General features: G+C 53.9%; 17 protein-coding genes. 11 read left to right on the plus strand and 6 right to left on the minus strand.

Features of this window, described 5'->3' with window-relative positions; translation table 11 throughout:
- Positions 1 to 145 precede the first annotated feature (145 nt).
- The 3 genes from Q9R35_RS05485 to Q9R35_RS05495 all read right to left on the minus strand — a co-directional run bounded on the left by Q9R35_RS05485 (position 146) and on the right by Q9R35_RS05495 (position 4,875).
- Positions 146 to 757: a hypothetical protein gene (locus tag Q9R35_RS05485; protein ID WP_173862514.1), complete on the minus strand. Its 612-nt coding sequence runs from the start codon at positions 755 to 757 to the stop codon at positions 146 to 148.
- Between the two features lie 400 nt (positions 758 to 1,157).
- On the minus strand, positions 1,158 to 3,242 hold the full coding sequence (locus tag Q9R35_RS05490; protein ID WP_311219492.1) for a DUF262 domain-containing HNH endonuclease family protein: 2,085 nt from the start codon (positions 3,240 to 3,242) through the stop codon (positions 1,158 to 1,160).
- Positions 3,243 to 3,498: 256 nt separating this feature from the next.
- Positions 3,499 to 4,875 (minus strand): phage integrase central domain-containing protein, encoded by a 1,377-nt coding sequence (locus Q9R35_RS05495; RefSeq protein ID WP_311219493.1) that lies wholly within the window; start codon positions 4,873 to 4,875, stop codon positions 3,499 to 3,501.
- Positions 4,876 to 5,515: 640 nt separating this feature from the next.
- On the opposite strand from Q9R35_RS05495, the gene Q9R35_RS05500 reads away from it, so the two are divergent.
- The 4 genes from Q9R35_RS05500 (at position 5,516) to Q9R35_RS05515 (ending at position 9,993) form a co-directional block, all read left to right on the plus strand.
- Positions 5,516 to 6,562: a porin gene (locus Q9R35_RS05500; protein ID WP_063689132.1), complete on the plus strand. Its 1,047-nt coding sequence runs from the start codon at positions 5,516 to 5,518 to the stop codon at positions 6,560 to 6,562.
- Between the two features lie 191 nt (positions 6,563 to 6,753).
- Positions 6,754 to 8,283, plus strand: coding sequence for an aldehyde dehydrogenase family protein (locus Q9R35_RS05505; RefSeq protein ID WP_311219494.1), 1,530 nt, complete (start codon positions 6,754 to 6,756; stop codon positions 8,281 to 8,283).
- A 22-nt stretch (positions 8,284 to 8,305) separates the two neighbouring features.
- Positions 8,306 to 9,211, plus strand: coding sequence for a transporter (locus Q9R35_RS05510; protein WP_311219495.1), 906 nt, complete (start codon positions 8,306 to 8,308; stop codon positions 9,209 to 9,211).
- A gap of 44 nt (positions 9,212 to 9,255) precedes the next feature.
- Complete coding sequence (locus Q9R35_RS05515; protein WP_311219496.1) at positions 9,256 to 9,993, plus strand: SDR family NAD(P)-dependent oxidoreductase; 738 nt, start codon at positions 9,256 to 9,258, stop codon at positions 9,991 to 9,993.
- Between the two features lie 14 nt (positions 9,994 to 10,007).
- Here Q9R35_RS05515 and Q9R35_RS05520 read toward each other — a convergent pair whose 3' ends face one another.
- On the minus strand, positions 10,008 to 11,006 hold the full coding sequence (locus Q9R35_RS05520; protein WP_311219497.1) for an AraC family transcriptional regulator: 999 nt from the start codon (positions 11,004 to 11,006) through the stop codon (positions 10,008 to 10,010).
- A 229-nt stretch (positions 11,007 to 11,235) separates the two neighbouring features.
- On the opposite strand from Q9R35_RS05520, the gene Q9R35_RS05525 reads away from it, so the two are divergent.
- The 7 genes from Q9R35_RS05525 (at position 11,236) to Q9R35_RS05555 (ending at position 18,999) form a co-directional block, all read left to right on the plus strand.
- On the plus strand, positions 11,236 to 11,934 hold the full coding sequence (locus tag Q9R35_RS05525) for a TetR/AcrR family transcriptional regulator (protein WP_311219498.1): 699 nt from the start codon (positions 11,236 to 11,238) through the stop codon (positions 11,932 to 11,934).
- Positions 11,935 to 12,079: 145 nt separating this feature from the next.
- Positions 12,080 to 13,345: an alpha/beta hydrolase gene (locus Q9R35_RS05530; RefSeq protein WP_311219499.1), complete on the plus strand. Its 1,266-nt coding sequence runs from the start codon at positions 12,080 to 12,082 to the stop codon at positions 13,343 to 13,345.
- An 85-nt stretch (positions 13,346 to 13,430) separates the two neighbouring features.
- Positions 13,431 to 14,312 carry a VOC family protein gene (locus tag Q9R35_RS05535; protein WP_311219500.1) on the plus strand — a complete coding sequence of 294 codons (882 nt, stop codon included), beginning with the start codon at positions 13,431 to 13,433 and terminating at the stop codon, positions 14,310 to 14,312.
- 19 nt (positions 14,313 to 14,331) lie between these two features.
- The gene (locus tag Q9R35_RS05540) at positions 14,332 to 15,999 is read left to right on the plus strand and encodes an AMP-binding protein (RefSeq protein WP_311219501.1); all 1,668 of its coding nucleotides are present in this window, start codon (positions 14,332 to 14,334) and stop codon (positions 15,997 to 15,999) included.
- Positions 16,000 to 16,007: 8 nt separating this feature from the next.
- Positions 16,008 to 16,493 carry a thioesterase family protein gene (locus Q9R35_RS05545; protein WP_086046186.1) on the plus strand — a complete coding sequence of 162 codons (486 nt, stop codon included), beginning with the start codon at positions 16,008 to 16,010 and terminating at the stop codon, positions 16,491 to 16,493.
- Positions 16,490 to 17,626 carry an FAD-dependent monooxygenase gene (locus tag Q9R35_RS05550; protein WP_311219502.1) on the plus strand — a complete coding sequence of 379 codons (1,137 nt, stop codon included), beginning with the start codon at positions 16,490 to 16,492 and terminating at the stop codon, positions 17,624 to 17,626. Before Q9R35_RS05545 ends, Q9R35_RS05550 begins: the two co-directional genes overlap by 4 nt.
- 11 nt (positions 17,627 to 17,637) lie before the next feature.
- On the plus strand, positions 17,638 to 18,999 hold the full coding sequence (locus tag Q9R35_RS05555) for an MFS transporter (protein WP_063689072.1): 1,362 nt from the start codon (positions 17,638 to 17,640) through the stop codon (positions 18,997 to 18,999).
- Positions 19,000 to 19,044: 45 nt separating this feature from the next.
- Here Q9R35_RS05555 and Q9R35_RS05560 read toward each other — a convergent pair whose 3' ends face one another.
- Together Q9R35_RS05560 and Q9R35_RS05570 are read right to left on the minus strand one after the other, a co-directional pair.
- Positions 19,045 to 21,231 (minus strand): DNA/RNA helicase domain-containing protein, encoded by a 2,187-nt coding sequence (locus tag Q9R35_RS05560; RefSeq protein WP_311219503.1) that lies wholly within the window; start codon positions 21,229 to 21,231, stop codon positions 19,045 to 19,047.
- A gap of 325 nt (positions 21,232 to 21,556) precedes the next feature.
- On the minus strand, positions 21,557 to 22,762 hold the full coding sequence (locus tag Q9R35_RS05570) for an MFS transporter (RefSeq protein WP_311219504.1): 1,206 nt from the start codon (positions 22,760 to 22,762) through the stop codon (positions 21,557 to 21,559).
- Positions 22,763 to 22,836 lie beyond the last annotated feature (74 nt).

The following is a 22,836-nucleotide window of genomic DNA, read 5'->3' on the forward strand; positions in this document are numbered from 1 at the left end:
CAGCTCGTTATTCTCGAACAATCGTCCGCGCGAAACAGGTGAGTTAACCATCCACTGGGTCTCATTAAGTACGCGTACTGGACCATCTCATCATCGCAAACACGACAGCCGGTTCCCTGGCGGGTTGGCACCCACATCTCAAAAATCAATCGGACCCACCGCCCAGCGCACTTCGAACAATTTCATCGAGTTCTGGCGCATATACATAGTCGTGCCACGCCTGTTTGACGCCGTAGCGTTCGCCGTACCTTGATACAAGTGTTCGAAATCGCTCTTCAGTATCGTCACCAAAAATCGTCAGTTGTCGGTCAAAGACGCGAAAGGTATATGGGTCTTCAGAAGGCCTCCACGGAAAATAAACCTCTATATAAAGTTCTTTTAGCAACTTGAATTCTTTGGATTTTTGTATCTGAGAAGCGATTTCATTAGTTTCTCGCTTGGCCGAAAAATACTTAAATCCCGCTTTTCGGAATCCCTGATTACGGACACGGCACGACCCGGAATATGATTTCTGGTTAGAGAATATGGCCCGGATGGCCTGTTTTATCGGCTCGATCATCTCCTTGCGCGCTTTTTGTATGGCAACGTATTTACCGAAATTCCATCCATCATTCCAGATGAGCCGAGCCACACCACTCCTGTTCTCGCTTGTCATCACCAAATCATAGGGACAGACGTCTTTCGGCAAAGATACTTGGGCAGCACGCAGGCCCTGCAAAAAAATCTCGTCGCTTTCTTGTTTATGGTTCGATGCCATATTTACCTCGTGCTTCACTCAATGTTTTCAGAGTTTGAAATATTCGTATGCTTGGGTCATAAGCTCATCGAACCTAACGAGTAGCTGCAATCAGTTGATTCCGCAGTCTTAAGCAGACCCTTGTGGTCGTGCTTGTATTTCCGCCCATGGTCAGAATTCGACCCATTGCGGAAATCCGCAAGATTGAATTTGGATCCCAAAGGCAGACACTCGCTAGCGGCACGGCTTCGGCGTGTTAGATGACTGAAATGCTGCGTTAGGGGTGATTGACCGCTAAGTATCGGCCATACGGTATCCGGCACGATAAGGTCATAGAGAACCGCTCCCTCAGCGTAGTTACGACCTCAAGAGTGACCGATCCGCACCTTGTGACCGAACGAATGACTAACCCTTGACCAAATCATAGTTTCAATCCTTGGCCGCCCAAGGCATCCGAAACCTTCCTGGGCTCTACCAGCTGCTCAACAGGCCGGGACCACACTAGCAACGCAGCGGCCAATGTCGCCTTTGCCCTTATCTGGATTGCAGCATCGTCCCACGTCTGTAGTGCTGGCCTGTTGAAATACGTATTCATCACCAGCGCACTCTTGCCTAGACCGGCCTTCTTGCCCTCGATAGTCTTTCCTTCCTCCTCATAGTCGAGGAAAGGACCGTTACTGACTGAGCTGTTGAGTGGTCCCGTCAACAGCGTCAGATTGCCAAAGGTCTGAACCATGTGGTTCCGAACCAGTCGGTCCTCATCCTTCATTCCCTCAATGGGATAGTGCCTGTCGCCTTCCCAGGTCTGCGGCAAGACGTGCTCTACCGTTAGTTTGGACTGCTCGGGTACCTCCTGCGAGCCTTGGAACGATCCACGCGATGCATATTCCAGGGCTCGCAGGAGGGCGCAAACCTTGGCTGGTCGGAGTTCCCGATAGACAGCACGGTTAGACCAACGCTCAGAAAACTCGTCGTCAGTCGGCCACTTCTGGCTGTCGCCTCCCAGCTTCAGCAACGCTTCGCGAAGTGCTTTTTCCGGCTTCTCCTGGGCATTCGTGACGACCTCCAGCAGCCGCATGAACACGCGGTTATAGCCTTTTGTCGTTAATCCGCAAACCGCTCTTCGGGTCAGGTAGGAAGCAAGATCGCTCAAAGCAAACCGAAGCGAATCGCTATCGGCCTCGAGTCGCTCACGAAGCGCCATGTAGAGTGGTGTTATGGATCCGACGTCCAACGTCTTGACGAGTCGGCCAAACTCCGCCAAATACGTCGTTCCCTCGGGAGAGACCAACTCGCGGAAGATTTCGCTCGACTTGATAAGGCGGCGTAGCTCACCATCCAGTTCGCGCGGTTCCTTCTGCCACCACTCCTTGAACCCTTGAAAGACATGCGTGGCCAGTGTTTCATGCTGGCTTCGTAAGATCGTGTAATGGAAAAAGAACAGGTCGATGCGCGGATAGGACAATCGGCCTTGGCGTTCTTTCTCGCGCCAGTACCGATTCGCGCTGACGACCTTTTTATCGTCACTTTGCTCGTCGAAGTGCTTCCAGTACGCATCGTATAGGGCCGCCACCGGCTTACCGTCGCGAGCTGCTTCGAGAAATACGAGGTTTCGGATCAGATCCGAGGCGAGGAGCGGCTCACCGCGTGCGTTTAGCGTTTCGAAAATGACCTGTGGATCATCTTCGGCATCCAGCGACAGAGTCATCAACTGGATGTTCTCGTTGAGCGTCGTATATAAGATCTCCGCCCTGTCGGTTTGGGTATCGAGTTTATCCTGCAATGGCTCCACCACGTTCGACCCCCGAATGGCGCTGACTAGCGCATCGCTATAGGTGCGCTCACTTGCGGCATCGACGGCATCCCCGAGATCGACACCTCTCAAGTAAGCTAGGCATGCATGGTACAGATATAGGTAGGCTTGAATCATGAGCGGCCGCTCGACTTTTTCGACCTTCCTCTTGCCGTCCACCGTCCTTCCGATCTTGACCGGATAGGTCTCGCACACAGCATCGGCACTCGTCGCTTCGTCTAATGCCCTCATTTCCTGACGACCGGCTTGTGTGGGCCAAACCTTATGATGGTCGTCGGGATGATTCGGATACGGGCCCGGGTTGCGGACCAGCACGTCCAGCATCTGTGGCAATGGAGAATCCCTTAGATGCTGGGTGGCGTGACGAAGTGCCAATATCAATAGGTGCAGAGTTGTGGTTCGCTGTTGTCCGTCAATCACTTCATATGCACTAACCCGACCGAAGTTGTTCTGTAACGGGGCAAGCACAATCGACCCAAGAAAATGCTTTGCGAGCGGCCGCAGGGCATGTGTTCCCGACCCGGATGGCAGCGTTCGACGGTCCAGGAGTGCATTTGCTCGGTTGGCCACATCTGCCCAGAGCGGAATTACCTGCTTCTCCAACGTCCAGACGTACCCCCGCTGGAATACCGGAATTTGATACTGATACGGTGCGCTAAACAGTTGTGTGATCGGTGCTTTCTGTGGCTGCATAGCCTTCTCCTCTGTCTTGATCTTGTTGTCAGCAACTCAATACAGTTACTGCGCGAAACGGCTTGATGTCTTGCAGCGTAACATCAGGGGCCATGGGTTCGGCTTCGGTGCCTCACCGTGGGCCGGTAGCGACCAAAAAATTGCTACTTGAAAGCAGCCATACGTGAATGCCTGCTTCTGGCCGAAAGCGGCTATTGGAGCTCAGTTGTGACTTGAGATGACAGTGTATGTCAGATCGAGTCTGGGTTCGTACACTTTAGCGCCTCTGCTTCCTCCAGGCGCCAAGCCCTGTTAGCGACCTTGTTCTAACACGTCGCTCCCGCGGCCGGCGCTCCCGCTCCTTTTCTTCGTCAGACGCATTCAGAAAGTCATACAGCGCCTGTAGGGCCTCTTTCTTCTCATCGAAGTATTCATAGAGGTTGTAGTGCCGCTTCTCCACGCTCGACAGCCCGTGAGACTGGAGCTCATCGCGGAACTCTTTCGGCACTTTCAGCTTAGCCAGCAAGGTGGTCACGCCAGAGCGCACTCGCTTCAGTGAGAACCCTTCAATGGAGTCTCCCACGACATTCTTGGCCCAGCGCCGCACAGTGGTCGCGCTCAGGGGAGTACCTGAATTTACTGACAAAGCAAACTCGCCCTCTGTACACCGCAACTCGTTGAGCGCAGTTTCAGCCGCATCAATCAACGGAATGAGAATGAGACGCACATTGCCCGAGCGTCCCTTGGTATCTTCCAGGACAACAGCGTTGGGGCGCACATCTTCATTCTTTAACCGAAGCAGTTGTTCCAGTCGCTGGCCACCAAGCAAGAGGTGCAAACGCAGGAACGCTGACTCTCTGCCAGGGACGTTGATGACCTTCCAATACTCCCGCATCACCTCTGGCATCAGCGGGTTCTTGTCCACGCCATAGGAGTTCGGGATACTTGATACATCAGAAACCGGATTGATTTTGACGTTGAACGGAGCGTACCTTTTGGAAGCAGCCGGGTCGTTATTGATCTTCCTGGCCTGCTCATATGCAGCATGGAGATACGCCCTCACCTGTCTCGCAGTCGTTTTGTGCCCCGCCTCCAAAATCTTGCGTAGCACAGTCGAAATCTGCTCGGTTGTCACTTGGTTAGCCTGAGTGGCGGCAATCTTGGGGAAGGCTACCTTCACGTTCTTCTGAACCGAGTTCCTCGTATCCTTAGCCGTCGCAGGATTGCGCAGGCCATCTGCATACACGGTCATCAATTTCTCCAAGGTATAACCCTTGGCAACAGCAGCTAAGGCCTCTGCTTCTTGTTTGGCCTCTACCTCTGCTTTCGCCTGCTGCAAGAGTCCCCGCAGGCCGCCTTCATCGCGAGCCTCATAGTGCCGAGCTGCCAAAGCAGCCGCCGCAAAACGAGCAGCAGAAAGTGAGTAACCTTGCTTTGTAGGATTGACACTCTTGGGCGGAGCGAGCTTGTCATATAGACCGATCTGCACTCGATCCGGCTTACCGTCGTGAGTGAATCTATAATAAAAAGTGATCCCCTCTTTGGCTGCCTTTCTCACCTCAAGGCTACCGCGTGGCGATACCGACTCAATCCGCAAAAATTGCCTCGGCTTGATCGTCTCAATCGCGGTTTTTAACGTCATCTGTTTTTTCATCTAGCTGATCTCGTGCACAGTTTTGTGCACAGTTTATCGCAAGATGGAATAAAACTATAGCAGACACAAATAGACAATAAATACCTATTAATCAACAGCTTACAATTTTCCGGTTGTCTAAAAAAGTCCAGGAAAGTCCAGGATTGCCGCTCTCAAAATCCCCCGCCGCAAGGCGGACCGGTTCGATTCCGGCCCCGGCACCATCAACAGTCTTCTGCCAGCTCAATCGCCTAGAAGATTCCGTATCGGGAACCTCTGCAAAACTCGATTCAGGCTTAGCCACGCTAGCGACTTAGCGTACATCGCATTCGCCGACCCTACGACTGTGCTTATTCATTGGGCTTCGCTCTCTCTGCAAGCCTTCACTTAAGAACTACCGCTTACTTAAGCACACAACGCCACAGAAGAAAAACCCAAGCCGTTCTTAAAGGCAACGAGCATACAAGCTTGAATAACCGTTATCACCCGCATCTTCCCAAACCACTTGTAAGTGACAGTAAAAATTAAAAGCCCCTAGAAAAACTGGGGTTGTTCGCTTTGCCTGTTTGTACTGATGAAGTGGATGACACCCAGTCAGGGCTCCCCCTTAGAAAAAGGGAAGGGGGATCACCACAATACTGAAAACGATAACGGAGACACAATGGTTCTAAAGATGCCGATATTGGCAGGCGGGCTGCTGGCCGCTTTGCTGGGAATAGGGTCAACTGCCCACGCTCAATCCAATGTGCAGCTGTACGGTCTGGTGGATGCCTGGACGGGAGTACACAAGCCTGTAGGAGGCAACAAGCGGGAAGGGACGGTAGGTGGGGGAGGGATGACAACCTCTTACTGGGGCTTGAAAGGCCAGGAGGAGTTGTCCAACGGTGTGCGCGCCGTGTTTGCCATGGAAGGGTTCTTCCGGCCAGAGACAGGTCAAGCGGGTCGGTTCAATGGCGATCCAATGTTTTCTCGTAGTGCCTATGTAGGCCTGCAAAGCGACGATGCAGGCACGCTGACATTGGGGCGGCTGACTACGCCTTATTTCGTCTCCACCATTCTGTTTAACCCATTTGGGGATTCCTACACGTTCTCCCCGGCGGTATTTCACACCTATCTGGGTATGCAAGGGCAGGGTGTACTGGGTGACTCGGGTTGGAGCAACGCAGTCAAGTACACCACGCCTGATTTCAATGGCCTCACGGCAAACCTGATCTATGGTTTCAGCAACGAGGCCAACAAATCCGGCTCCAATAAATGGGGTGGTAATGCGCTGTATTTCAATGGGGCTTTCTCTGCGACATTAGCGTATCAGCAGGTCAAGTTTGATAATCAGGCTGACGACTTGGACAACATTGTTGCGGGCTTTCGTCATCAGCGGGCGACACAGTTGGGTATGGCTTACGACTTTGACTTTGCCAAGGTTTTTGCTCAGTTTCAGTACGTGAAAAATACGATTACCAGTGGCGATATCACGATGAAGGGCGGGCAGTTTGGCGTGTCTGTCCCCATGGGCGGCGGCAAGGTGCTGGCTTCGTATGGCCATACGCGTAGTAGTGGGGCCAGTGAGGTCAAGCGCAACAGCTGGGCCTTGGGCTACGACTACGAGCTTTCTAAACGTACGGATGTCTATGCTGCGTATTACAGCGACAAACTGACTGATTTGTCGCGTGGCGATACGTTTGGTGTGGGTATACGCACACGCTTCTAAACGGTTCACTGTAGTAGAAGGCAAGCAGACGACATGCCCGTAGACGTGTCGTCTGCTTTTTTTTGCTTAATCTGGCAAAAATCCGCCACCCCTGGCCGCAGGATGGTAGAGCCATTGCCCGGTAGGCGTCTAACTTGTAGTCAGGCTCGCAGACAAGACGAGCGAATGATTGACTACAAGGAGACGTTTTGATGACAAACCCCAACTCATCCCTCGATTCAACCACCGCGGGTTTTCTTCCTGAATATGGCCATTTCATTGGTGGCACCTGGGTCGCCGGTGATAGTGGCAAGACCATACCGTTAGGCAATCCGGCTACAGCGGAAACTCTGGCGCATATTGCTGCAGGTAATGCCGCTGATGCCAAGCGGGCGGTTGATGCGGCTGCCCGCGCTTTCCCATCCTGGTCCCGGAAACCGCCTGCGGCACGTCAAGAAATTCTGTACGAGATCACCCGTCGCTTGAAGGCGCGGGCACACCATTTCGCGCTGATGGATACGCTTAACAACGGAAAGCCGATCAGTGAATCCACACACTTTGATATGCCCATGGCGATCGAGCAGTTTGCGATTTTCTCCGGCACGCCCTGGCAATTGCACGGGGAAGCGGTACATCACACGTCCTCCTTGGGCACAGACTCTATCGGCATCATTCATCGCGAGCCATTAGGTGTGGTGGTGCAGATCATTCCCTGGAATGTGCCCATGATCATGCTGGCAACCAAGATCGCTCCTGCCTTGGCGGCTGGCAATACGGTGGTACTCAAACCCTCTGAAATCGTGTGTTTGTCGGTGCTGGAGTTTGCCAGAGAGATGGCTGATCTGCTGCCTCCCGGTGTGCTCAATATTGTGACGGGTTACGGCCCTGATTTGGGCGAGACGCTGGTGACGGATCCTCGTGTGCGCAAGGTCGGTTTTACGGGCTCCCGCCCTACGGCCAGAAAGCTGATGCAGTACGCCTCGACCAATATCATTCCGCAGACGATGGAGCTGGGTGGCAAGTCCGCAAATATTGTTTGTGAGGATGCAGACCTGGATGCCGCGGCAGAAGGTGCTGCGATGTCCACCATTCTGAACAAAGGGGAGGTGTGCCTGGCAGGTTCGCGTTTGTTCGTGCATGAGCAGGTTCGCGATGAGTTTCTTGAAAAGCTTCAGCGGATTCTTGCCGGTATTCGTATTGGGGACCCGCAGTCGCCGGACACCCAACTGGGTCCGCAGGCGTCGCAAATGCAGATGGACAAGATCATGGGCTATTTACAGGAAGGCCCACGTGAAGGTGCGTCGGTTTTATGTGGTGGTGGTCGTGCCCATGTACCGGGTTTTGAGAAGGGCTTGTTTGTGCAGCCCACCGTATTCACGGATGTGAAGAACACCATGAAGATTGCGCAGGAAGAGATCTTCGGGCCCGTGACCAGCGTGTTGACCTGGAAAGATGACGACGAGGTCATGCGCCTGGCAAATGCCTCGATTTATGGTCTGGGTGGCGGCGTGTGGACCTCCAATCTGGCGCGAGCGCATCGCATGGCGTGTGAGCTGGAAACCGGCACCGTTTGGGTGAACCGCTACTACAACTTCCTGGGGGGCATGCCGATTGGTGGCTACAAGCAAAGTGGCTTTGGGCGGGAGTTTGCGCACGAGGTGTTGAACCATTACACGCTGACCAAGAGTGTGATTGTGGATCTTCAGCCTGGTGCTTTGGGGATTTTTGGGGCGCAGCGCTAGCTGTTGTGCAAAGGAGATTCCCATGTCTTTATTCCCGGGACGGTCTGCAGCGACCAGTGTGACTGCCTTGCTGCTTGCTTTGAATAGTCCCCTGGCAGGGGCGACTGAGGGTGGTGGTTCGGTCTACCCCTTTTGGGCCGAGAACTTTTTGTCGGGTGTATTGCCGCCACCCGGTTTTTATAGCCTGTTCTATGGGCAGGTGTATTCCGCGAATAAGGTGCGTGGCAACGAGGGGCAAGATGCGTCACCACCGGACTTCAGCCTCAAGGCCAATGCGCTGGTTAGCCGCTTTGTCTGGGTCACGCCTCAGAAGGCTCTGGGGGGTGATGTATTGCTCAGTGCCATTGTTCCTTTGGTGAACCTGCATGTTTCCGCTGCGGGTAGAAGCCAGACCAGAACGGGGCTGGGTGACATTACTTTGTCGTCTGGCATTGGTTGGCACTTTAGCGAGCGTTTTCATGTGATTGGGGCGCTGGATGTATTTGCTCCCACCGGGGGCTACAGCAAAAGCAATCTCGCCAATATCGGACGTAATTACTGGTCTTACGGGCCAGTCGTGGCAGCTAGTTGGGTGGATCCCAAAGGCTTGAATGCAGACGTCAAAGTTGGCTACCTGTTCAATCAAAAAAACCGTAGCACCGCTTATACGTCCGGCAATGAGTTGTACGCAGACTATTCATTGGGATGGTCGGTTTCGCCTGAATGGGTTCTTGGTGTAGGTGGCTATGCCACCGTTCAGACAAGCGATGACAAGCAGGGTGGGCAGACGATCAGTGGCAGCCGTCATCGGGCGTTTGCTGTGGGACCCAGTATCAAGTACGCCAGCAGCAAGGGCTGGTTTGTGACGGCAAAGTGGCAACAGGAAATGGCGGTTCGCAATGGGCCGCAGGGACATGCTTTCTGGATTCGGGCCGCGTTCCCGCTCTAAGCGATCCAGGCTGTATTTCCATTATTTAAATGAAAGGAGACATCATGAATAACACCCATGAAGGACGGGTAGCGGTAGTAACGGGCGCTGGGCGAGGTATTGGACGTGAAGTTGCTGTCCGCTTGGCTGAGCGTGGTGCGCAATTGGTTTTGATTGATCTTGAAACCCCATCGGAAACTCAAGCCATGGTTGGTGGTGATCCACTGGTTTTGACGGGTGACGTTAGTGATCCCAAGGCTTGGGCGAGTTTTGCGCAGGCTGTTGACCAGCGATATGGCCGGGCGGACATTGTGGTGAACAATGCCGGTATCTATCCCTTTGCGACCTTTGATGAGCTGGATTTTGAGCTCTGGTCACGTACCTTGCGTGTGAACCTGGATTCGCATTTTCATTCGGCCAAGGCGTTTGTGCCTTTGATGCGCAAGAACCAGTGGGGGCGGTTTGTGAATTTTTCCTCGAACTCGATTGGTACTCCGCTGGCGGGTCTAAGCCACTACATGGCGGCCAAGATGGGAGTGATCGGTTTTGTGCGAGGTTTGTCGAATGAATTGGCGGAAGACGGCATTACCGTTAACGCGATTTTGCCGGCGTTGACACAAACTCCTGGCACCCGCGGTCTGCCAGAGGAAATGGCCCGCAGCGTGTGGCAGCAACAGGCGATCAAGCGTTTTGCAACACCTGAAGATATCGTCGGCCCTATTCTCTTTTTGACTAGCGATGACGGTGCTTTTGTGACGGGGCAGGCTCTGGCCGTCGATGGCGGGATGTACAAGATTTCTTAAATCCGTCTCTTGTACTACACAGTCCCATCGTGAGCCCGTGCGCGGGTTTGCGATGGGCTTTCTGCGTAACGGCGCCGGTATTGTTGATTAAAAGAGCTCAGGTGGCTGAAACCATGTTGCAGAGCCAGGGCTGCAATGGATTGGGTAGAGCTGGCGGTGTTGAGCAGCTCTTCGTGGACTTTCTGTAGACGTAGTTCGTTCAGATGCTGCATGGGCGTAGTTTGTCGAAACTGCTGGAAAGCGCGTGAAAGCGAGCGAATACTGCAATTGGCCTCGTCCGCAATTTGGGCCAGGGTTAAGGCCTGCTCAAAATGGGCTTCCATGAAGTCGATCGCCAGGCGTAGTTGTTTTGGGGTGATGTTGGTGATGGGCGAGCGCAAGGCATCAGAGTAGTTATGCGCCTGTATGTCCAGCAGTGTCAGCGTCAGCATTTCCTCTATGCTGGGCGCCAGTGATGTGCGCAAGGCCATATCGCTGTCATTCAAGGTGCTCACCACAAAGTCGAGCAGCATCAACCAGCGCCGTAGTGCCTCTGGGTCCGTCATTTGAGTGTTGAATCGCAAGGCTTGCTGGCCTTGGCGTTGCATCAGACGCCAGCACACGGCAGACACACGCCGAGAATCCAACTGGACCTTAAGAACCTCTCCAGCAGGGGTGTAGTGAAAGCGTGGCTGATCGGCCGCAACACTTAAAGCGGTTGTTCCCGGCCCGCCGCCATAACGTGTGTGGTGTGTCGCCAGTTCGGTGTGGCCTTTCATCGTTGTCGTGATTAAGAGGCAAGAGTCCAGATCTTCCGGCTCGATCTCGATGTCGCGCCCAAACGTCAAGGTGGATAGCGTGACGGCACCCGATACGGCGCTATGCAGCACGATGGGGGACGTTGTGTCGGTCGTGGCGTGGCGAACTCGATAAGAACAATACCGCCGTGAAATGGCTGCCTGGGCTGCTGGAAGGTCCAGAACGTAGAGTTCAAGAAAGCGCTCGTTGAGCCGGAGCGAAGGGGAGATGGGCATGTTTGAGCCTACCCTAAGAAGAACACCGGGGTTTGACGAAATTATGAATTCATTGACAATAGTGTCAATAAATGGAAACCCGATGTCTTCAGCACGCAGCGACGTGAACCCTGAGTTCTGTGGACATCTCCGGAGTTACTGTGGTGCTGCCAAGTCCCCATCCTGCACAGCGACCAGTAATAATACAGATCGTGTACTGACCTTAAGCATAAAAACGATGAAAAAAACCATGGCGAAGTCTCGCCCGACACGCAGTGATATTCAGCGCCAGGCCATTTTGGATGCGGCCTCTTTGTTGTTCATTGAAAAGGGCTTTGGAGGCACGAATTTCAATGACATTGCTGATGCAGTTGGCATGACCCGAACGGCGCTGTATTACTACTTTCGCAGCAAGGAAGCGATGCTGGAGAGTTTGACGACAGCCGTCACCAAGCGGGCAGGAGACTTGATTGCAGAGGTCATTCAGCAAGAAGACCTTTCCCCGGACGAAGCCTTGCGGCAGCTGATTTTGCATCATGCCGGGCTGGTGCTTCAGCATCCCTTGCAGTTTCGAGTGGCAGAGCGCAGTGAAAGCAGCTTGCCGGAAGAACTACGCAAGGAGGCGCAAGCCTCGCGCCGTGCGGTGCGTAGGGGCTTTGTGGCGGTGATTGAACGCGGCATTGCAGAGGGAATGTTCAGGTCAGTAGACGCAGATATTGCCGCGTTTTCCATAATCGGCATGTGTAACTGGTGCGCCTGGTGGTTTGATAGCCGGGCAGGCAAGCCCACAGAGCCAATTGCTGAATTGATTGCATCCTTTGGCCTGCGTATGTTGAGTCGTACTGACGCCAGCTCGGAGACTGCCAACAATAATCAGGAAATAGATCTGGCGATGGCACAGATGCGCGACGCCATGGAAAAACTGACGGATAGTCTGGAGCGCCGCTAAGTCCCACTAACTCTTGGGTTTTTGACAGTGCTGTCAGCGTACACAACTCAGTATTAACACCTAAGTCAAATTATTGACGTTAGTGTCGAATAAAAATAATATTGATCTAAATCAATGTTATGGGTTGTGCCCTGCACATAGCACTATGAACCGTCATTCCAACTCTACCGCTCAGCCTACCGCCGGTTTCTTGAATACCGACTGGAACCCCCGTGACGTCCCTGCGGGCACCATCACGAAAAATGTTGTGTTGCGCACGGCCGACCAAGCGGCCACGGGTGGCTCTTTATATGCTCCAGCGCAAGGGGCCGATACGGTGGTGTGCATCATGCATCCCCGTGAATTCATGGCCTGTCACTATCTGATTCCCGATATCGTCGGCGCAGGCTACGCTGCCTGGTCGCAATCGCCACGCTCGGTTGGCAACGATTTGCGGCTGGAGCACGAGTTCGCTTTGCATGATGTGGCCGCTGGCCTGCAATATCTGCGTTCAGCGGGTTTCAAACGCATCATCTTGTTGGGGAATTCGGGCGGCGCGGGCTTGTATGCCCTGTATGCCCAGCAATCGGCCTTGCCTGCAGAGCAGCGCATTGCGCGCACGCCAGCCGGGCGGCCCACGAACTTGGCAGATCTGGATATGCCTGCAGTAGACGGGGTGGTGCTGATAGGCCCGCATCCCGGTCAAGGGATGCTATTGCTTAACTGTATTGATCCCAGCGTACTGAATGAGAGCGATCCCCTATCCATTGACCCTGCGCTGGACCCCTTGTCTCCCGATAATGGCTATGCAGAAAAAGGCCAGGCCAGCTATAGCGTTCAGTTTATTGAACGCTATCGCGCCGCACAGCGTGACCGTGTCGCCCGTATTGATCAATACGCCCGTGAACTGATCGCGCGTCGTCAACAAGCACGTCAGCGTGTCAAGGAGGCAGGGGCGCAGGCCAGTCAGGAAGATCGTCGTCTGGCCGCGCATACCCCCATTATCAATGTCTGGCGCACGGACGCCGATCTACGCTGCTTTGATTTGTCGCAAGACAGTTCCGATCGAAAGCCTGGTTCCTTGTGGGGAGCGAATCCGTATGCGTCGAATTACGGAGCGGTTGGTTTTGCTCGTCAGTGCACACCGGAGAGCTGGCTGTCTACCTGGTCCGCCTTGTCGTCCAACGCTTCTTTGCTCAAGACGGCTCCCGATATTTCAGCCCCTGTTCTAGTGATTGAGTACACCGGGGATCAGGCCTGTTTCCCCAGCGATGTGCAAGGCATTGTGGCGGCCTTAGGGGCGTCCGATAAGCAGCATTTACGGGTTCGAGGTGATCACCATGGCAGAGCGTTGACAGAGGCCGAAGAACCGGGGCGCTTGGAGGCGGGACGCTTGCTGGCGCAATGGTTGCTTGAACACTTTCCACGCTAGTGCCTCACTAGCCCTGACCTGATAGCGCACACAGGCGCTATTTCATCCCATTCCAGATACATCCTGTTCATAAGGAGGGCTAGCTATGCCTGAACGTAATCTTCCCCGTCTGACCCTACTCGGTGTGGACCATACTGCTCGCCCTACGTGGCGTTTGCGTGAAACGGTAGAGTTCTATCGCGACAGATTGGGTTTGCCATTGGTGCATGTGATCTCGGCACGTGGCTGGGGGCCAACGACTCATCCTGATTTTCTGCATTTTTTCTTTGATAGCGGCAATGGCAGCACCATTGCGTTTTTCTACTACCTGGGGTCTCAAGAGCCTGCAGGAATGCGTACTCGCGCAGCGGCTCGTCCTTTGCCCGATGATCATGAGGCAGATGCCACTCATACCGCCTGGCTGGTGGACGGTCCTCAAGAGCTGCGTGCCTGGAAAGAGCGTCTGGAAGCGCAGAATCTGGACGTTTCCGTGGAAACCCGCCATGAGGTGATCGAGTCGATTTATGTGCGTGATCCCAATGGTTATTTCGTGGAATTCACGCATAAGTTGCGCCCATTGACGCAATTGGATGCTCTGGATGCCCAGATTACGCTGGAGGCCGCTATGGCCTTGGAAGATCAGGCCTTCGCCAAGGGGCAGTTACTGACTGATATTGATGTGGTCTGGAATCAAAAAGCCCAACTGGTTGGCCAGCATGAGCAAGCAGAAAGTGCGGCGGTACGTGTGTTTGTACCTCGAGTCGATGAGTTTTCTTCCTTGATCCGTTCTGCGGAGCAGCATCCAGATTGCAAGGTCCTGGCGGGCAAGGATTACGACATTATCCAGGCCAGCGGCCCGATTGAGTTTGAGCGCAAAGCCCTGGGACTTAAACCGGCGCTTTGGTATGGCATGTTCACCGGCGGCTTGCATGGTCGTATCGAGCGCTTTGACCGAGACATCGTGCGCCTGGTGCCGTTGCAGGGCTAGTCAGGGCGGGAGGAGACAAATGAACAATATCAATTACCCCATTGACGGCGTTGTTTACCCAAGTGCAGAGCGTGCGCAGGCCGCCTTGGCCAGTGGCTCATGGATTGCCAGCACGGTGGGCGATGCCTTGCGCCATACGGCCCGTCAGTACCCGGAACGAATGGCCTTCATCAGTGATGAGCGCAGCGTGAGCTTTGCGGATCTGGATCAGGACAGTGAGCGACTGGCTGCGGCTTTGCTGAAGCTGGGTCTGAATCCGGGTGATCGTGCCATCTTTCAGCTTGGTACCACGGTAGAGACGGTGATTGTCTTGTTGGCGTGCTTCAAGGCAGGGATTGTGCCGGTGTGTTCCTTGCCTCAGCACCGGGAAGTCGAGATAGGGCAGTTAGCAGAACAATCCCAGGCGCGAGGATACTTCGTACAGGCTGATTTCTCGCCCAATTTTGACTTGTTGTCCTTTGCTCAAAGCATGGTGGAGCATCATGCATCACTGCAACATCTGGTTCTGGTGCGAGGCCAGGGTACCGGCACGCCTGCCATGCAGCAACTGATAGCCAGTGTCTCTTTTGAGGAAGCCAAGCAGAAACTGGCGCAGATCAAATTGGGGCTGTCCGACGTCTTAAGTTTCCAGCTCTCGGGTGGAACTACAGGTGTTCCCAAAATTATTCCGCGCTTTCATGCCGAATATTTGGGGCACTCTGCAGGCTGGTCTCGCCGCTATCAGATTGATGCTGATAGCCGGATTATCTGGTCGCTGCCTTTAATTCACAATGCCGGCTCGCTCTATGCCTTGATCCCACCCGTTTTATTCGGTACCTCGGTGGTCTTGATGCCCAGGGTAGATATCAAACGCATGCTGGACTTGATTGCCGAGCACCGTGTTACCCATGCCTTGTCGATCGGGCCAATTGCTCCGCAGTTGATGGCTTATCCGGATATCGCCAGTCATGACCTGTCGTCCTTGAAACTGTTTTCCACGATGAGTCGCGCTGACTCTCTGGAAAAGCATCTGGGCCTGCCTTGTTCCAACTTGTACGGCATTACGGAGGGGCTGCTCCTGGGCTCTCCGGCGGATGCTCCGGATACTGTGCGCCACGCAACCCAGGGTAGTTCAGGCTGTGCTGATGATGAGATCCGTTTGTTCAAGCCGACTTTGGATGAGTTATCACCGGAGGGTGAGGTAGGCGAGCTGTGCTTTCGTGGGCCGTCCAGCCTTACTGGCTACTTCGCGAATCCAGAGGCTAATGAACGCTCCTTTACCCGTGATGGCTTTTATCGCACCGGGGATATGGTCAAAGCTCACCGTATTGATGGTGTCGTGTACTACTCCTTTGAAGGCCGTTTGCACGATAACGTGAATCGGGGTGGGGAAAAAATTGGCTGTGAAGAGGTAGAAGCCCATGTCAGTCAGCATCCCGCCGTGTCCGACGCAAAACTGGTCGCCATGCCGGATCCTTTTTATGGTGAAAAGGCCTGCGTATTTATTATTCCTCGCCCTGGCCATCAGGCACCGGACGTCAAGGAACTGGCGCAATTCCTGATTGGGCGAGGGCTGGCGAAATACAAGTGCCCGGAGCGCGTAGAGAGCCTGGAAGAGTTCCCTTTGACCCGTGTCGGCAAGGTAGATAAACCGGCCATGAAGCGACGTATTGCCCAGATGCTGGAGCAGGAGGCACCTGAATCATGAGCGTCACTATGACTCCACTGGAATACGTACTTCATCAACGTCCTCTTGTTGTGCGCCGTCGAGTGCGTTGGGGGGAATGTGACCCTGCAGGCGTGGTCTATACCGCGACGTTCTCCGACTATGTCATTGCAGCGGCAGAGCTGTTTTATGGCGAGTTGTTTGGCACCACGCCACAACATGGCAAGAACGAGCAGGGGTTCGGGACGCCCACCCGCGCCTTGTCGTTCGATTTTCAGCGTTCGCTGCGTCCGGATGAAGAGTTTGACATGGCCGTTCATGTGCTGGAGGTCAGAACCCGAACCTATGTTCTGCAGATCGTCGCTACCACTCCGCAAGGGGAACCCGTCTTTACAGCACAGCTGACGCCTGTCTGTGTGCAACGCCCTGAACGTCAATCCATTCCTGTTCCAGAGAGTTTTCGCGAGGCATTGCTGGCTTATCAGCGTGAGTGCAATGACTCCTTCTCTCGCCCACTGAGTAAGGCCGCATCATGAAAATTACGATTATTGGCGCTGGCCCAGCAGGCCTGTACTTCGCTTTGCTTGCCAAAAAGCACATGCCCTCGCATGAAATCCAGGTATTTGAGCAAAACCCCGAAGGCGCGACCTATGGTTGGGGAGTCGTATTCTCCGACATTGGTCTGTCGTTTCTGCAAAAGGCCGATCCGGATTTCTATCAAGAGTTCATTGCACATCATGAGCGCTGCGACTATATGGAAATCGTGCATCAGTCTTGTCATGTGCAAGTGCATGGCAATCATTTTTCGCGCACATCGCGTATCGACATGCTGCGTGTATTGCAGCAAGCCTGTCAGCGGGAGGGCATTCAGATTCACTACGAACAGCGTATTGAGGATGTTCGCAAGCTCGCTGCCGAGTGTGATGTGCTGATCGCTGCGGATGGTGGCAACAGTGCCGTGCGCACGCAAATGGCCGAGCACTTTCGCCCCAGTTTTACCCGCCGCCGTAACAAGTTTGCCTGGTATGGCACGCATCAGCGTTTTCATCCCGTCACGCTGATTTTCCGTGACACTCCTTATGGCGTATTCATTGCCCATAGCTACCAATACAGCCCGGAATTGTCGACTTTCCTGGTCGAGGTTGATCCTGAAACCTGGGAGCGTGCTGGCCTGCACGAGGCCAGTGAAGAGGAAAGCCGCCGCTTCTGCGCCGAGGTGTTTCGTACAGAGCTGGGCAGCAATGAGCTGCTGAGCAATCGATCCTTGTGGTTCGAGGCCAATATTGTCAGTAACGAGAACTGGCATCACGACAATGTGGTGTTGCTGGGTGATGCCCTGCGTACCGTGCATTTCTCGCTGGGGTCTGGAACACGCATGGCCATGCAGGACGCGATTGCCTTGCACCAAGGCCTGGTGGCTCATCCAGGGGATATTCAAGCTGCATTTGCCGCTTTCCGTGCTGCGCGGGACACCTCATCGAGCAGCTTCCAGCAGTCGGCCAGCTTAAGCCTGAATTGGTACGAGAACGTGGCCGACAAAATGCATCTGGATCCCGTCGCTTTTGCCTACGACTACATGCGCCGTACCGGCAAAGTTAGCCACGAGGACTTGCAGCAGCGCGACCCCTTGTTCACCGCCGCCTATGAAGCATTGCATTTGACGCAATAAGGACTTCTCTCATGACTACGAAAATTATCAACGTGGTGGACACGATTGATCGCAGCCGCTTGGGCAGACTGCAGTATTTCGTGCTTGGCCTATGTATGCTCAGCTTGATTATTGATGGCTTTGATGTTCAGGCAATGGGCTATGTCGCACCGGCGATCATTAAACAATGGGGGATCGCCAAAGCAGATCTTGGTCCGGTGTTTGGGGCGGGTTTGATGGGAATGGCGATTGGTGCCTTGACCCTGGGGCCAGTAGCAGACCGGATCGGTCGCCGCCCCGTGCTGATCGGCTCCATGTTTTGCCTATCCGTGTGCATGTTGGCCACAGCGTATGCCAGCTCAATCAATGAGTTGCTGGTACTGCGTTTTCTGACCGGACTTAGCATGGGTACCATCATTCCCAATGCAGTGGCCTTGGCTGGGGAGTTCAGCCCAGCTCGGGTACGGGTCACCCTGATGATGATCACCTCATCGGGTTTTATTGTGGGAGGGGCAGTAGGGGGAGCCATTGCTGCGGCTGTCATCCCAGTTTATGGCTGGTCATTTGTATTTATTGCGGGTGCGGTAGCGCCTTTGCTGCTGGCGATTGTGATGTTGGTTTCCATGCCGGAATCCCTGCAGTTTCTGGCCATGCAGCGCAATCGGGTACAGCAAATCCGCCGGACCCTTGCACGCATTGACCCGCAGTTGGACATGCCCGCGGATAGTACCTTTTCCATACCGGAGAAAAAGAAGTCGGGTGTGCCTTTCATGCACTTGTTTCGTGATGGTCTGGGAACCGGAACAGTCCTGCTCTGGGTCGTGAATTTCATGAATCTGCTTGCCGCTTACTTCCTGGCAAATTGGCTGCCGGTCATCATGAGTGAGGCAGGGCACTCCACATCACAAGCCGTGCTCGCCGGGACGTTTTTCTGGCTGGGGGGGATGGTCGGGAATCTCTTGCTGGGCTGGTGTGTAGATCGCCGAGGTTTTGGTCCCACGTTGACGCTGACGTTTATCGGCGCTGCATTGACGATCGCCGTGATCGGCCAGGTTGCGGCATCCATGTCGATGGCAGGGCTGGTGATTGCTGCCGCCGGGTTTTGTGTCCTGGGTGGGCAGACCGCTTTGAATGCGTTGGCAGCGGTGTATTACCCGACCTCAGTACGTTCCACAGGCATGGGGTGGGCGATGGGCATAGGCCGGTTCGGTTCTATTTTTGGCCCGGTGATTGGAGGGGAGCTGATGCGTTTCAACTGGAGTACATCCAACCTTTTCATTGCCGCTGCAGTGCCTGCCGTGATCGCACTGTTTGCTGTGTTGGCATTTTGGCGACTGGGCAGCCTGCCTGCTACCGCAAGGTCAGTGGCCAGTTTGAAACCTAGTGCGTCCTGACGCTGTGTAGAGCAATGCCTGTGTTCGGCAAAACACAGGCATTGTTCAGCTCAAAATCCTTATAAATTCGCCCACGACTCGATAGCGATAGTCGGCGTCTTCATGGATTTCAATCGCTTCAAACGTAAGTTGGGTAGAGCGGGGTTTCAATAAAATCTTTTTATGCTCCCAGCCCTCTGCCGTCTGGGTTTTGATGCTTTCATATTCTTTGACGGTGAATCTTGAGCCATCGTTGCTATCTTGAGCTGACAAGCACTCCACCAGAACAATCTTGCCATTTCGGCTTCCGCCTGGATCCTGACGGAAAAGGCAGAGCGAGTCGCTCGGTATGATCTTGTTCATGGATTCGCCCACGACCCGGCAAGCGAACATATCCTGCTTCGCCTCCATCCCTTGGGGCAGGCCTATCCATTCCTTGTCTTCTACGTGTTGCAATTCACTGAAGCTGCCAGCTGCGGCTTGCAGGTCATAGAAGGGAACGGCATTGACCCAGGGCACCAACGTTGGTGCTGGTAAGAACTCCTGGGTTGGGGGAGCTTGGTAGCGGGGGATATGTTGCTTTAGATAAGCCCGCAGCGCCGGGTCGCAGGCATAGACGTAAGTACCTTTGATGCCCCGAAGCATGATGGTCTTGTAGATGTTGAGGATGTATTGCTTCAGTTCCTCGGTGCTTTTAATGGTTTGTTTGCCGTTTCGGTCCAGATAGTTTTTTTCGTTGATCGTGATCTGATCCGTGGCGGCGTCGTAGCCAATTTCTGTTCCGAAAATGATGCCGGTGTAATTCAGGTCGTATCCCTGGGTGGTGTGAATACAACCAACCTCATCTTCTGCCCCGGTTGTGTTAATCCAGTCCGTATTGGTTCGATTCCAACGCAGTTTTACATTGTCTATTTCAATATCGTGAAGCTTGGAGTCTTTTTTCGAATGCCATGGCCAGGCATATCCGGCAACCAGGCGTGCCAAGCCGTAGGTTTGGTTTTTCTGTTCAATGACTTGAACAAGATCAGCGATGTTTTCAAAGAGCAAAAAGTCATATTTTTTTGAACGATATTGCTCTTGGGCTGCAAGCTGGATGTTCAGAAGCCTGTCGATGAAGTCGACATAGTCCTGGCCTGCTTGGACACGAAACTGAGAAGTCAGTGTCATGACTCTAGAGTCAGGTGATTGCTTGATCTTTTGAAAGTCTGCCGCGTTGGCATCCGATGGTTTGATGGACTGATCGGGGTCGTAGAAAAAAATGGCCTTTTTAGCCTGTTGGGTCACCCAATCCACTTCGCTGCAGCTGTCTTTATCCAAACCCAAATCGGTGCAGACCTTGTCGAATATTCCGTAGTACGAACCCAGATTGACTCGTTTGCGTAGTCGATGGGACTCGTCCACCAGAACGATATCGTAAGTTTCCTGAGCCAGTTTTGACGGACTGATCACCATGTCAGGACGCAGACCAGCTACATTTTTGAATGCCCGCTTCAAGGTGGCTCGGAATGAAGCCATAGGCACTACCAAGGCCATCCGGGGGGTAGGGAAACGCTGTTTTAGCTGGCTGAGAAGTTCACGTAGCTCGTTTTCCTCTTCGGAAAACTCCTGAAGATTCAGTTCCGCTTCATCGGTATGGATCAGCTTGAACAGGAAAATAGCGAGAACTGATTTTCCGGTACCCGCCCCGCCTTGAACGACCAGATGGCGTAGATTGTCATTGAGCAGAGCGCGCATCATTTCCACCAGGCTTTGACGTTGGTCGAAAGACAGCGCTTTGTATGGGGAATATTTAAAAACGTCGGAGTTATCAATCGACTCTAACGAATGCCTGGCGATGCCTTGACCACGGAGTTTGTCCCACGTCTCACGAAAGATCTGCGTGTAGACCTCATTTCTTTGGTAATAGTTGTGATCGGACAGGCCCAAATTGCCATTGAGCAATTCGAAGCAACCATCTGCTGCCATGTATTTGATCAACGCTGATTCAATGTCTAGCGTAGCGGACTTGTTAAAGCGTGAGCTGCTGATCAAATGGGCGGTAGTGAGCATTTTCTTATGCTCATGCTGCAGATGCGTATTCAGACGGGTCAGCGCACTGCTTGTTTCACCTACATAGGCTCGGCGTTTGGCTCCGTCACTGAGGATATAAACCAAAGGCCAGTTACCGACGGCATAAGCGTTATTTCTTATGTCCGTCAAAGCCGCTGGTGAAAACGAATATTGGTTTATTTCTACAAGATGTGGCTGACTCATGGCTCTGGAGTAATGATCTTTATTCTCTGGTAGGTTTTGCTCAGTTCTTGTCCGTTTGGCATGGCTTGTAAATCATAGCCTATTGGGTTGAGGAGGCCTTGGTATCTGTTTGTCTTGACTCAGGCAGGGGTTATCAGCAAAGGCTTGGCGAGAAATGTCGTCTGTTTTCTGATGGATGGAAAAGAAAATGCCCCAAAAAGGGGCATTTTTCTAGCGTTCTATGTTCTGCAAATCCTCCGCATCCAGCTGCAGCCCGCCAGCCTTCAGGTTGCTTTCCAGATTCGCCCGGTTGGTCGATGAAGGGATCACTGAGAACCCTTGATGCTCAGCAAGCCGCCAAGGGTCTTGCCTTTACTTCCAGTTGACCTTCTTGCTCTTGCTGATCCAGTTTGCCTGCCCAGACGGTCAGGCCCAGGGCCAGCAGGACTACGATGGCACCGATCCAGGAGGTATGAATCAGGCCGATGTTGGCTACGATCAGGCCACCACCCCAGGCTCCAATTGCAATCCCGATATTGAAGGCGGCGATGTTCAGGCCGGAGGCCACATCGACTGCTTCAGGAGCAAAGCGTTGGGCCTGGTTAACAACATAAATCTGCAGGCCGGGGACGTTGCCAAATGCCACGCCACCCCAGGCCAGTACGGTTGCCAGCATCAACCAAGGGTTGTGGGCGGTAAAGGTCAGGGCCAGCAGGACGATAGCCAGCAGCAGGAAAATCTGTTTCAGGGCGGGGATGGGGCCGCGTTGATCGGCCAGCTTGCCACCCCACAGATTACCGATGGCAACCGATACCCCGTATGCCAGCATGACCCCGCCCACGGCGTGAATGGAAAAGCCCGTAATCTGCTCCAGCATGGGCGCCAGGAAGGTGAAGGCAATGAAAGAGCCGCCGTAGCCCACCGCTGTCATTGCGTACACCAGCAACAGTCGCGGTTGGGCGAAGACGCGGATTTGTTGACGCAGCGTGGCCGGTTTGCTGTGTACTACGTTCTTGGGCACAAAGAGCAGGCTACCCAGGAAGGCGATCACACCCAGGGCCGAGACAGCCAGGAAGGTGGTGCGCCAGCCGAACTGCTGGCCGATAAAGGTGCCCAGCGGTACGCCCGTCACCAGGGCAACGGTCAGGCCGGTGAACATGATGGCAATGGCGCTGGCGGCTTTTTCTTTGGGGACCAGGCTGGCCGCAATGGTGGAGCCAATGGAAAAGAACACGCCATGAGCCAGGCCGGTCAGAATACGGGCCACGATCAGGGATTCATAACCTGGTGCTTGCCAGGCCACCAGGTTGCCGATGGTGAACAGGGCCATCAAGCCCAGCATCAAGGCTTTGCGGGGGACCTTGCCGGTCAGGGCGGTCAGGACGGGGGCACCTACGGCAACGCCCAGGGCGTACAAGCTGACCAGCAGCCCGGCGGAGGGCAGGCTCACGGCCAGGTCTGCCGCGATGGTGGGGAGAAGGCCAACGATCACGAACTCTGTCGTTCCGATGGCAAAGGCACTGATGGTCAGCGCCAGTAGAGCGATAGGCATGATGGCATCCTTGCGTGGAGCATTGCAGAAGATGCCATTGTGTTCTTGATGATTTAGTCAAAAAAGTCCATATT

This window comes from Alcaligenes sp. AB3 (assembly GCF_031844565.1).
Taxonomy (GTDB): Bacteria; Pseudomonadota; Gammaproteobacteria; order Burkholderiales; family Burkholderiaceae_B; genus Alcaligenes; species Alcaligenes faecalis.

Coding starts and splice junctions, on each gene's coding strand:
- Q9R35_RS05485 (WP_173862514.1), bottom strand. CDS start 757: ATGGCATCGAACCATAAACAAGAAAGCGACGAGATTTTTTTGCAGGGC.
- Q9R35_RS05490 (WP_311219492.1), bottom strand. CDS start 3,242: ATGCAGCCACAGAAAGCACCGATCACACAACTGTTTAGCGCACCGTAT.
- Q9R35_RS05495 (WP_311219493.1), bottom strand. CDS start 4,875: ATGAAAAAACAGATGACGTTAAAAACCGCGATTGAGACGATCAAGCCG.
- Q9R35_RS05500 (WP_063689132.1), top strand. CDS start 5,516: ATGGTTCTAAAGATGCCGATATTGGCAGGCGGGCTGCTGGCCGCTTTG.
- Q9R35_RS05505 (WP_311219494.1), top strand. CDS start 6,754: ATGACAAACCCCAACTCATCCCTCGATTCAACCACCGCGGGTTTTCTT.
- Q9R35_RS05510 (WP_311219495.1), top strand. CDS start 8,306: ATGTCTTTATTCCCGGGACGGTCTGCAGCGACCAGTGTGACTGCCTTG.
- Q9R35_RS05515 (WP_311219496.1), top strand. CDS start 9,256: ATGAATAACACCCATGAAGGACGGGTAGCGGTAGTAACGGGCGCTGGG.
- Q9R35_RS05520 (WP_311219497.1), bottom strand. CDS start 11,006: ATGCCCATCTCCCCTTCGCTCCGGCTCAACGAGCGCTTTCTTGAACTC.
- Q9R35_RS05525 (WP_311219498.1), top strand. CDS start 11,236: ATGGCGAAGTCTCGCCCGACACGCAGTGATATTCAGCGCCAGGCCATT.
- Q9R35_RS05530 (WP_311219499.1), top strand. CDS start 12,080: ATGAACCGTCATTCCAACTCTACCGCTCAGCCTACCGCCGGTTTCTTG.
- Q9R35_RS05535 (WP_311219500.1), top strand. CDS start 13,431: ATGCCTGAACGTAATCTTCCCCGTCTGACCCTACTCGGTGTGGACCAT.
- Q9R35_RS05540 (WP_311219501.1), top strand. CDS start 14,332: ATGAACAATATCAATTACCCCATTGACGGCGTTGTTTACCCAAGTGCA.
- Q9R35_RS05545 (WP_086046186.1), top strand. CDS start 16,008: ATGACTCCACTGGAATACGTACTTCATCAACGTCCTCTTGTTGTGCGC.
- Q9R35_RS05550 (WP_311219502.1), top strand. CDS start 16,490: ATGAAAATTACGATTATTGGCGCTGGCCCAGCAGGCCTGTACTTCGCT.
- Q9R35_RS05555 (WP_063689072.1), top strand. CDS start 17,638: ATGACTACGAAAATTATCAACGTGGTGGACACGATTGATCGCAGCCGC.
- Q9R35_RS05560 (WP_311219503.1), bottom strand. CDS start 21,231: ATGAGTCAGCCACATCTTGTAGAAATAAACCAATATTCGTTTTCACCA.
- Q9R35_RS05570 (WP_311219504.1), bottom strand. CDS start 22,762: ATGCCTATCGCTCTACTGGCGCTGACCATCAGTGCCTTTGCCATCGGA.